Source organism: Microcoleus sp. C2D2 (assembly GCF_036702495.1).
Lineage (GTDB): Bacteria > Cyanobacteriota > Cyanobacteriia > Cyanobacteriales > Microcoleaceae > Microcoleus.
Map to the genome: position 1 here is coordinate 33,239 of NZ_JAUBTO010000064.1, position 9,344 is coordinate 42,582.

Consider the following 9,344-nt stretch of genomic DNA (forward strand, 5'->3'; position numbering starts at 1 on the left):
TGCGCACCCTACGTTTGGGCGGTGCGCGGTGCGCACCCTACGTTGTGGGTAAGGTGCGCACTGCACGCCCTAGGTTTGGGTGGTGCGCGCTCTAGCTTTGCGGGTAATAGTCTTGAATTGCTTTTACCTCCATCGGGTGGGATTTGAGCGATCGAATTCCCGCTGCTGTCGCTTTGGCACCGGCTATTGTCGTAATAATCGGGATTTTGTAAGTCAAAGCTGTGCGGCGGATAAAGATGCCGTCGGCTCGGGATTCTTCGCCCGAAGGTGTGGTGATAATTAGTTGAATTTTCTCATTCTTGATCGAATCCAACAAATTCGGCCGCCCTTCGTGCAGTTTCAATTCCAAATCAACCTCTAAACCTTGCTCTCGCAAAACTTTGCGCGTCCCGTGGGTTGCGACTACTTTGAAACCCATTTCTAAGAATTCCTTGACAACTGGTACAACTGGTAGTTTGTCCCGATCGCGCATCGAAACTAGCACGGTTCCCGACAGCGGCATCAGTTGTCCGGCGCCGAGTTGAGCTTTGGCAAATGCTTTGCCAAAATCGGTGTCAATTCCCATTACTTCGCCAGTCGATCGCATTTCTGGCCCTAACAAGGTATCAGCGCCCGGGAACTTAGCAAAGGGCAATACTGCTTCTTTTACCGAAACATGAGAGGGTATAATCTCTTCAGTAAAACCCAAAGCTTTGAGAGTTTTGCCGGACATGACTCGCGACGCCATTTTTGCTAAGGGAACTCCGATCGCCTTGGACACGAAAGGTACTGTCCGAGAAGCCCGCGGGTTAGCTTCCAAAATGAAAACTTCTTCCCCTTGAACGGCAAATTGAATGTTCATCAACCCGATCACTTTCAGAGATTTTGCTAAATCAACAGTCCAGCGGCGGATTGTTTCTAAAGCGGAGGCCGAAAGCGTTTGGTAAGGGATAGAACAAGCAGAGTCGCCGGAGTGGATTCCCGCTTCCTCAATGTGTTCCATAATACCGCCGATCGTCACATTCCCAGTAACATCGGCGATCGCATCTACATCCACCTCGATCGCATTCTCCAAAAACTTATCAATTAAAATCGGATGCTCCGGTTCTACCAGGACCGCATAGGTCATGTAACGTTCCAATTCCGTATCGGAATAAACAATTTCCATTGCTCGCCCGCCCAACACGTAACTCGGTCGCACCACTACCGGATAACCGATCCGTTGAGCTACTATTAAAGCATCCTCAAAACTGCGCGCCAACCCGTTAACAGCTTGCTGAATATCCAACTCCCGCAGAATCTTTTCAAATCGCTCCCTGTCTTCAGCAGTATCAATGGAATCCGGCGAAGTTCCCCAGATTTTTGTTTGTACGTCGGGGTGATTTAAGAGTGCTTGTTGTAAAGGAACAGCCAATTTCAGCGGCGTTTGTCCGCCAAACTGAATGATTATTCCCTCGGGATTTTCGGCTTCGATGATGTTGAGAACATCTTCTTTTGTCAGCGGTTCAAAATACAGGCGATCGCTCGTATCGTAATCTGTCGAAACCGTCTCGGGGTTCGAGTTGACCATAATAGTCTCAAACCCGTCTTCTCCTAGGGAATAGGAAGCGTGACAGCAGCAGTAATCAAACTCAATTCCCTGTCCGATCCGGTTCGGCCCGCCGCCTAAAATCATCACTTTTCGCTTGCTAGAAGGCAAAACTTCCGACTCCGGCGCGAGACTGTGGCCCACAGGCGAAACCTTCTTTTCTTCATCGCCCAAGTCCCAAATTGCCGCTCCCACTTCGTAGGTGGAATAATAATACGGTGTAAACGCTTCAAATTCAGCGGCACAGGTATCGACTGTTTTGTAAATCGGCACTACGCCTAACTGTTTGCGGTAAGCGCGGACTTGATCTTCCGATGTTTTGGTGGCGTAAGCAATTTGGCGATCGCTAAATCCCAACTGCTTAACTTCAAACATCGTCTCTTTTGTCAAGTCTTGCAACCTGGTTCGTTTCAAGAACTTCTCAGTTTCCAGCAATTCCTGCATTTTATCCAAAAACCAAGGGTCAATTGCTGTAAACTCAAAGATATCTTCCACCGACATTCCCATCATCATCGCGTGGCGGACTGTAAAAATGCGCTCGGGATTTGGGGTCCGCAATCCGGCGCGAATTTGTTCCAAACTCGGCAACTTTTCCGGTTTGTCGCACCCGAAACCCGCGCGGCCGGTTTCTAATCCCCGCAGCGCTTTTTGGAAAGATTCGTTGAAGCTGCGCCCGATCGCCATTACCTCCCCAACTGACTTCATTTGCGTTGTCAGAGTCGGTTCGGAACCGGGGAACTTTTCAAAGGCAAATCGGGGAATCTTCGTCACCACGTAGTCAATTGTCGGCTCAAAAGACGCCGGAGTTTTCTTGGTGATATCGTTGGAAATTTCGTCTAGGCTGTAACCTACCGCTAATTTGGCCGCCATTTTTGCAATGGGGAAACCAGTTGCTTTCGAGGCCAAGGCGGAGGAACGGGAAACCCGAGGGTTCATTTCAATAACGATGAAATCTCCGTTGACTGGATTGACGGCAAATTGAATGTTGGAACCGCCGGTTTCTACTCCGATTTCGCGGATAATTTTAATCGAAGCATCCCGCAGGCGCTGATATTCTTTGTCTGTGAGAGTTTGCGCCGGGGCGACGGTGATAGAATCGCCGGTGTGAACGCCCATCGGGTCGAGATTCTCGATCGAACAAATAATCACCACATTATCTGCCAAATCCCGCATCACTTCCAGTTCGTACTCTTTCCAACCAATCAAAGATTGTTCGATCAAAATTTGCGATACCGGACTGGCGTCTATCCCGCCTTGTGCCATTTCTTCAAACTCTTCTTGATTGTAAGAAATGCCGCCTCCCGTCCCACCCATTGTAAAAGCAGGACGAATAATTAACGGATAACTGCCGATTTGGTGGCCAATTGCTTTGGCTTCGTCGAGAGTGTTGGCAATTCCCGAAGGGCACACGGCGACGCCAATTCGCGCCATCGCTTCCTTAAATAATAGCCTGTCTTCTGCCATTTCAATTGCTGGCAACTTAGCGCCAATCAACTCGACGTTGTACTTTTCTAAAACGCCATTTTTAGCGACTGCCACTGCTAAATTTAGCGCCGTTTGACCGCCCATTGTCGGTAAAATTGCTTGAGGTCTTTCTTTAGCGATGATTTGTTCGAGGATGGCCGGCGTTAGAGGTTCGATGTAAATGCGATCGGCAGTTTCCGGATCGGTCATAATTGTTGCAGGGTTGGAATTCACCAACACTACTTCAAAGCCTTCTTCTCGCAAAGCTTTGCAAGCTTGTGTCCCTGAATAGTCAAATTCGCACGCTTGACCGATAACAATTGGGCCGGAACCAATGAGAAGAATCTTTTTTAAGTCTTGGCGACGGGGCATAGGTTCGTAATTGGTAATTGGACAAGGTTGAGGATTAATTTGATACTTTGCATCACTCTTAGAAACAGGCTTTCTGAGCTGTTCCACCCAGAGCTTACTCAAAATAGTGCCAGTTTTGTTGTTAATTTGAAATTGTGCACCATTATCAGCATTTTGGAAGCAGAACCTCCCAACTCCGGCCCACAGACACCCTCCGCTAACCAAAAATATTGATGAGAAAAGGGTGCAGTCGATCGGTAAATCCAGACTATTTTAAGTGTTGCGGTCAAATCGTGTTCTAAAATACACTATCCGTGTATTCCGCCCCATCAATCATTGTAGAGACTTAGGCAAAGGCTTGTCCTGACTGTGGGGAACGGGTAAAATTAACCGGGTTGGATGATGAATTTTCCCGTAGCACGGGCGAGGGCGGGACGCCATCGCCCTCCCAGGATGTGACAATCACAGATCCAGCCATGTAGACGCGACGATGGAGGACACGGCCGGGCCCGGTGTCCTCCATCGTGTCAACTTAAGCCCATCCTCGGCCAGTCTTCGCACCCACCCGTCAGTCCGCCAGGGAATGAATTCCCTGTCTAATAGCTAAAGTCCTCTCAAGAGGACTAATGAGTTTAAAAGTGTTCTTCTGAGTCCTCATAGCGAGGACTTGAGTTTTGAGGCAGGAGTTGAAACCCATGTCGGACTCCGGGTTTAACGTGTTTGTTGACACGACCAAAGGCACGGTGTCGTGTCCCTAAGCTGTTGCGGCATTTAAATTGTATGTTAAAGAACAATCAAACTCTTGTGGGGTGGGCGTCCCGCCCGCCCTGAATATACAATTTAAATGCGCGACAGCTTACCGTATTTATCCTATTTTTAGGCTTTGCGCGATCGGCGAATGAGTACGCTTATCACTTGTCCCGGCTTTGCACCTCGCTGCGGCGGGCTCCAATCCCCGACTTGGGCAAATCCCAGTCGGTACAAGGTGTGGATGGTTTCTAAGACGGCGGCGCGGGAACCGACAACCGTTATCCGCACGACTTCCTGTTCCGATACTGCTGAGGCGTCATTTGGACGCGCGGAAAAGTTATCGTCAGGCACGAATTCCTGTGACATAATATGGTCTCCTGGTTTTTGGTTTTCTAGGAAAACCCAAAAACCCAGCCGCCCCGCAGGGTAACACAGAGCAGGGCGGCTACAGAGAATGTTAAAATTCTCAACTAGCCTCCATACTGGTACTTTCAGTTTGGCGGTTAGCTGTCCATTGCTGTTGGTATCAGCTTTGGGCAGTGCAACTAGGTTTTTGAGCGACGCGGGCTGCTTCCTCTTTGAGGAAAGCAGCCTTATTTTCACAGCGTAGCCGCAGATGGGGGCCGCCGTCAATCGATTTTAGATTTTAGATTTTAGATTTTAGATTGAGTTTTTCCTGCAACAAATCTCCAGTCTCTCCCACCCTCCCCCTCCCCCCCTCTCCCCCTCCCCCCTCTCCCCCTCCCCCCCTCTCCCCCTCTCCCCCTCTCCCACTCTCCCTCTGGCTCAACCCAACCTACTACATGAGGAAATGCGCCGAGGAAGATGTAAAATATGGAATCGTTCCAAAAGCTTAAAATCAAAAATCAAAAATAGAGATAAGCTGTTGTGCATCTAATTTGACAGTCAGTTTTTCTACAGTTCTTGTGGGACGGGCATCCTGCCCGTCTCTGCATTCAATTTAGATGCGTAGCAGCTTATGCCTAGAACTCAAGTGCAAATATTCCGTGCACCTGCTGCTTGAGAGCAACCACATCAATTTTAGATTTGAGATTTTAAATTGTCCTCCAACAACTCTCCCCATCTCCTATGCCTAGAACACCAAGCGAATATTCCGTACACCTGCTGCTTGAAGGCGGCCACCGCGAAGAAGTACGTTTCGCAACGCTGGCAGATTTTCAAAAGTGGTACAGCAGTACGCTGGTACCCAAACAAGATTCAAGAGAATTTCTTAACGTCCCGATCAAAAATATTCAAGGCGAATACATGGTAGTTCGGCCTACCAGCGTTATCGCAATTCGCGTAGAACCAATATTTACTTCTAGCGTCGAACGATTCGATGAATAAGGAAAATTATCAATTGAGTAGGGAAGATTGGAAATTGAGCAAGATTTTTCGCTATCAGCTATTAGCCATCGCCTGTTGCGTTTTGGCGATCGCTTTTTCCGTGCCCGCCGTTGCAGCCCGGCCGCTGGAACCAATTAGTCTAAATCAATTGCAAGCTGGCGAGTCGGAGAATCTCGCCTTTGACGCTCAAATCTGGGGCGAAAATGGCAAACCGGGCGATCGCCAATTGCTGTTAAAGTCGATCGACAACAGCCTCCGCTATCTCGATACATCGGCCGCCGCCACTGCTTACAGCCGCTATCCAGTAGCAGAAGTTACGCGCGATCGAGTTCGGCGTTCCCTCGATCGATTCCGCCAATTAGTTGTCAGTTCCACAACCCCAGCACAACTTCAGGAATCTGTCAAGCGCGAGTTTGTATTTTACAAATCCACGGGCAAAGACGGCAAAGGAACAGTAGCATTTACAGGTTATTTCGAGCCGACTTACGCAGCATCTCGCACGCCGAATTCCGAATACCGTTATCCCCTGTACCGGATGCCGCCAAACATGGCATCTTGGCCGAAACCTCACCCGACAAGATTAGATTTGGAAGGCGCAGATGCTTTGCAGGCAAGCAAAGGATTGCTGCGAGGATTAGAATTAGTTTGGTTGCGCGATCGATTCCAAGCATTTCTCGTGCACGTCCAAGGTTCTGCGAGATTGCAGCTAACAGATGGCGGCGTCATGACAGTCGGTTTCGCCGGCAAAACCAGTCACAGTTATACAGGAGTCGGGCGAGAATTAGTTAAAGACGGAAAGTTTACTTTAGAAGAGTTAAATTTGCCGAAACTAACGGAATATTTCACCAACTTTCCCGCAGATATGGACAAGTATTTGCCGAAAAATCAAAGCTTTGTATTCTTCCGGGAAACCAACGGAGCACTGCCCACGGGCAGCATTGGAGTGCCAGTAACTGCCGAAAGGTCGATCGCCACGGACAAAGCCTTAATGCCCCCCGGCGCACTAGCATTAATTAGTACAAAACTCCCTTATCCGAATGCGGCGGGACAACTCGAACAAAATGCCGTGAATCGGTACGTTTTGGATCAGGATACTGGCGGTGCAATCAAAGGTGCGGGGAGAGTTGACGTATTTATGGGAACGGGTAATTTAGCGGGCGATAGGGCCGGTTATATCAACTCAACAGGAGAACTGTATTATCCGCTTTTAAAGTAGATTAATGATTGTTCGCTGTGCGTCGCAATCCCGGACACGGCAGTGCCGTGTCCCTACAGATATCGCCGACAATCTATAGCAGAAGTCCGATGGAAGTCGGAAGAAGGAAGAAGGAAGAGGCAGTAATAGCAATGGTTTCAGCGATTAAGAATGTCCTAACCGTCGGGCGCGGTTGCTATATATAGCAATTCTTGCAGGAGTCGTAAATTTTTTACCCCACCCCAACCCTCCCCGAACTCGCGGTTCGGGAGTAAGAAATTCACAAATGATGCGAGGATTGCTATATGTAGTCCTACTTTTGATAATTGCTATAAAATAGAAAATACCCTACCCTTTTAACCTCACAAATGCTAAACAAAATTTGGCAATTCTTCAAACGACTATTTCAGCGAATATTCGGATACCCAACCCCACCCACCCCACCGCCGGCCAATACCGCCATCCGCCCAACCCTAACTGACGCGGAATACGAGTCGAAATTCATGGAAATCCTGGAAGGGGTGAATGCCGGCTGGAGTCGAGGGGATGTAGCGGGATTCTTAATCGCAAAACGCCTTAAAGATGGTGAATTGGCGGCTTGGTTGCGGCGGTTTGGGAAAAGATTGTTAGAGGGCGAACATGATGACGTCGCTGCTGCGGATGCGGTGGCATCGCTTCAGGAATTGGCGCAGCGGCTGGTATTGTTAGGTAGAATTGGCAGCGGGGAATTGTCCGAGGTGGCCAGGGAAATTGGGCGGGAGATATTGACACGATTTCCGCTGCCGGAGGTTGAGGATGATGGTGGGAAAGGGACGGTAATTGAGGCGGTGTTTGTTGGGGATGGTTTGGGTTTTTCTGGGGAAGAGAACCGCAGCGGCGCTGAGGGTTCGGAGGAAGAATCTGAAGTTAATGCTGTAGAGGCGAAAGCATGGTGCGAGAGAGGGAATCAGCAGTATAATTTAGGAAGATTTTCAGAGGCGATCGCATCTTATAACCAGGCAATTGCTCTCAAACCAGACTACCGCGATGCTTTGCACAACCGAGACGCAGCGCAACGTAAGTTAGGACAAATTGAATAGGCGAACTCGCTTGTATCCAGCCTTTGGGCTCGGTATGGCGATGGCTACGATCATATTAAGAATTAAGCGCAGTTTCCCTCGCTAATTATCATACAGTTAAAAGAAGAATTTTAGGACTTCATATCGTTTCCGGTTGTATGGGCACGATAAAGTCAAGGTCAATAATTCCACATTCCCCAACGGACGACTCCCAACGGACGACTCCCCATCATTCCGGTAACACCGGAATTGATATAATCCCAAATCCTGGTATCCAAAACCCACATTGCATGACACAAGTAATCGGCATCGACTTAGGCGGAACCGCAATTAAACTCGGCAGATATAGCGAAGACGGCATTTGTCACCAATCCTTAACTGTCCCAACCCCTCAACCCGCAACGCCAGAAGCCGTTTTAGGGACAATGACCGATGCTATTTTACAACTGAATCCGGTCGAAAATGCTGTAAGTGCGATCGGCATCGGCACTCCAGGCCCCGCAGACGCCGCCGGGCGCATAGCCAGAGTAGCAATTAACCTCAAAAACTGGCAAAATGTCCCCCTCGCTGACTGGTTGGAAGCTAAAACCGGACTGCCGACCATATTAGCAAATGATGCCAACTGTGCCGGATTGGGAGAAGCTTGGTTGGGCGCAGGAAGGCACTTTAAAAACCTAATCTTACTAACTTTAGGTACAGGAGTCGGCGGTGCAGTTATCCTAGACGGCAAACTATTTACAGGTCATCGAGGGGCGGCCGGAGAACTAGGATTGATTGCTATAAATCCAGACGGTCCGGAGTGCAACAGCGGCAATCGCGGTTCTTTAGAACAGTATGTTTCGGTGCAAGCAATTCGCCGAGAAACGGGTTTGGAACCGCTAGAATTAGCAAATCTAGCTAAGTCTGGAGATGCCAAAGCTTTAGAATTCTGGCAAAAATACGGGCGCTATCTCGGTATCGGTTTGGCAAGCATAATTTATATTTTGACGCCGGAAGCTATTATTATCGGCGGTGGAATTAGTGCAGGTGCAGAATTTTTCTTACCGCAGGTTCTAGAAGAAATTGAGCGGCGGGTACTGCCGAGTTCTCGCGAAGATTTGCAGTTATTGGTTGCTGAATTGGGCAATCAAGCAGGCATGGTAGGCGCGGCCAAATTAGCTTGGCAGCTTGCTCAATAGTTAAAATTTAAAAATGCAGCGCCTTTGACTGCGCTTTTTTCCTATCTAAACTTAGGGTACCACCTAAGCACCTTACAAAAAAAAATTAAAATGAATGTTAGGAGTTAGTAAAAATAGCCTCCCTTCATCCTTCATCCTTCATTGTTCATTTTTCTAACTACAGTCCTGGACGCACACATACCAAAGAAACCGGGTTTTTTACCTTATCTTCGAGTACGAACCAAGTTTTTTCGTAAAAAAACCCGGTTTCTGACCCTCGGCGCGTAAGTCCTAAACTAATAGACCTCTTGCAAAAATAACTAGGACGGGCCGAAGAGCCCGTCCAATAAATTTATGAAAAGGACTTTTGCAAGAGGTCTAATGACTAATGACTAATGACTAATGACTAATGACTAATGACTAATGACTAATGACTAATGACTAATGACTAATGA

7 protein-coding genes are annotated in these 9,344 nt (G+C 48.4%); 5 read left to right on the forward strand and 2 right to left on the reverse strand.

Going from position 1 to position 9,344, the window contains the following annotated elements; all coding sequences use genetic code 11:
- Positions 1–91: 91 nt before the first annotated feature.
- Both carB and QUB61_RS20620 read right to left on the reverse strand, forming a co-directional pair.
- A complete protein-coding gene (carB, locus tag QUB61_RS20615; RefSeq protein ID WP_333124721.1) occupies positions 92–3,403 on the reverse strand; it encodes a carbamoyl-phosphate synthase large subunit in 3,312 nt (1,103 codons plus the stop codon).
- An 855-nt stretch (positions 3,404–4,258) separates the two neighbouring features.
- Positions 4,259–4,735, reverse strand: a complete 477-nt coding sequence (locus QUB61_RS20620; protein ID WP_333124698.1) for a hypothetical protein — start codon at positions 4,733–4,735, stop codon at positions 4,259–4,261.
- Between the two features lie 486 nt (positions 4,736–5,221).
- Here QUB61_RS20620 and QUB61_RS20625 point away from each other — a divergent pair, with 486 nt between their 5' ends.
- The 5 genes from QUB61_RS20625 (at position 5,222) to QUB61_RS20645 (ending at position 8,910) form a co-directional block, all read left to right on the forward strand.
- Complete coding sequence (locus tag QUB61_RS20625; RefSeq protein ID WP_333124700.1) at positions 5,222–5,479, forward strand: hypothetical protein; 258 nt, start codon at positions 5,222–5,224, stop codon at positions 5,477–5,479.
- Positions 5,472–6,695, forward strand: coding sequence for a murein transglycosylase A (locus QUB61_RS20630; RefSeq protein WP_333124702.1), 1,224 nt, complete (start codon positions 5,472–5,474; stop codon positions 6,693–6,695). Before QUB61_RS20625 ends, QUB61_RS20630 begins: the two co-directional genes overlap by 8 nt.
- An 8-nt stretch (positions 6,696–6,703) precedes the next feature.
- On the forward strand, positions 6,704–6,880 hold the full coding sequence (locus tag QUB61_RS20635) for a hypothetical protein (protein ID WP_333124705.1): 177 nt from the start codon (positions 6,704–6,706) through the stop codon (positions 6,878–6,880).
- Positions 6,881–7,042: 162 nt separating this feature from the next.
- Entirely contained in the window at positions 7,043–7,753 is a 711-nt protein-coding gene (locus QUB61_RS20640; RefSeq protein WP_333124708.1) for a tetratricopeptide repeat protein, read from the forward strand.
- Positions 7,754–8,022: 269 nt separating this feature from the next.
- Complete coding sequence (locus QUB61_RS20645) at positions 8,023–8,910, forward strand: ROK family protein (protein ID WP_333124711.1); 888 nt, start codon at positions 8,023–8,025, stop codon at positions 8,908–8,910.
- The last annotated feature ends 434 nt before the right edge of the window (positions 8,911–9,344 follow it).

Bases quoted from the DNA above. Each gene is read 5' to 3' on its own strand.
- QUB61_RS20625 (WP_333124700.1), top strand. From the start codon at position 5,222: ATGCCTAGAACACCAAGCGAATATTCCGTACACCTGCTGCTTGAAGGC.
- QUB61_RS20645 (WP_333124711.1), top strand. From the start codon at position 8,023: ATGACACAAGTAATCGGCATCGACTTAGGCGGAACCGCAATTAAACTC.
- QUB61_RS20630 (WP_333124702.1), top strand. From the start codon at position 5,472: ATGAATAAGGAAAATTATCAATTGAGTAGGGAAGATTGGAAATTGAGC.
- QUB61_RS20640 (WP_333124708.1), top strand. From the start codon at position 7,043: ATGCTAAACAAAATTTGGCAATTCTTCAAACGACTATTTCAGCGAATA.
- carB (WP_333124721.1), bottom strand. From the start codon at position 3,403: ATGCCCCGTCGCCAAGACTTAAAAAAGATTCTTCTCATTGGTTCCGGC.